The following is a 787-nucleotide window of genomic DNA, read 5'->3' as shown; positions in this document are numbered from 1 at the left end:
GCTAGGGCCCGTCCTCAAAGCTGGTTCGTCTGACGTGCTTTGATCTTGTGCCGTGGTGCGCAGGCATGAGCTGACTGATGAGCAGTGGCAGGCGTTGCAGCCGTTGTTGCCGGTCTCGGGTGCGAAGGGCCGTCCGCGGGTGGATGACCGGCGTGTGATCAACGGGATGCTGTTCAAGGCCAAGACCGGGGTGTCGTGGCGTGACCTGCCGGAACGGTACGGGCCGTGGAAGACGGTGTACAACCGGTTCTGGCGCTGGTCGCGCAACGGCACTCTGACCATGCTGGTGTCGAAGGTGCGGGTGATCGCGGAGGCGATCGACGAACTCGATCGGGAGGTCTCGGTCGACTCCAGCATCGTGCGTGCCCATCAGCACGCGGCCGGTGCCCGCCGCCACCCGTGTGCTCACACAGGGGGCGAGCGGGTCGTGTGGCGGGCAGACCGAACCAGATGATCATGCTATCGGCCGGTCCCGAGGCGGTCTGTCCACCAAGATCCACCTCGCTTGTGATGGACACGGCCGCCCACTCACGACCGTCCTGACCGGCGGCAACACCAACGACTGCACCATGTTCACCACCGTGCTGGCGCGTGTGTGGTTCCCGCCGGCGCGACCCGGCCGGCTTGCGACGCGGCCGGCGCGGGTGATCGCAGACAAGGGCTACTCCAGCAGGTCCATCCGCGCTCACCTGCGCCGCCGCGGCATCCGGGCCACCATCCCCGAACGCCGCGACCAGCGCGCCAACCGAGCCCGCCGCGGCCGGGCCGGAGGCCGCCCACCCGCCTT

Annotated in this window: 1 pseudogene; it reads left to right on the top strand. The window is 68.7% G+C overall.

Annotated elements, in window-relative coordinates:
* Positions 1-52: 52 nt before the first annotated feature.
* A pseudogene (locus tag ADL03_RS50105) lies at positions 53-787 on the top strand (IS5 family transposase); the annotation flags it as partial.

This window comes from Nocardia sp. NRRL S-836 (assembly GCF_001279525.1).
Taxonomy (GTDB): domain Bacteria; phylum Actinomycetota; class Actinomycetes; order Mycobacteriales; family Pseudonocardiaceae; genus Lentzea.
This window is presented reverse-complemented; position numbering and strand designations above follow the sequence as displayed.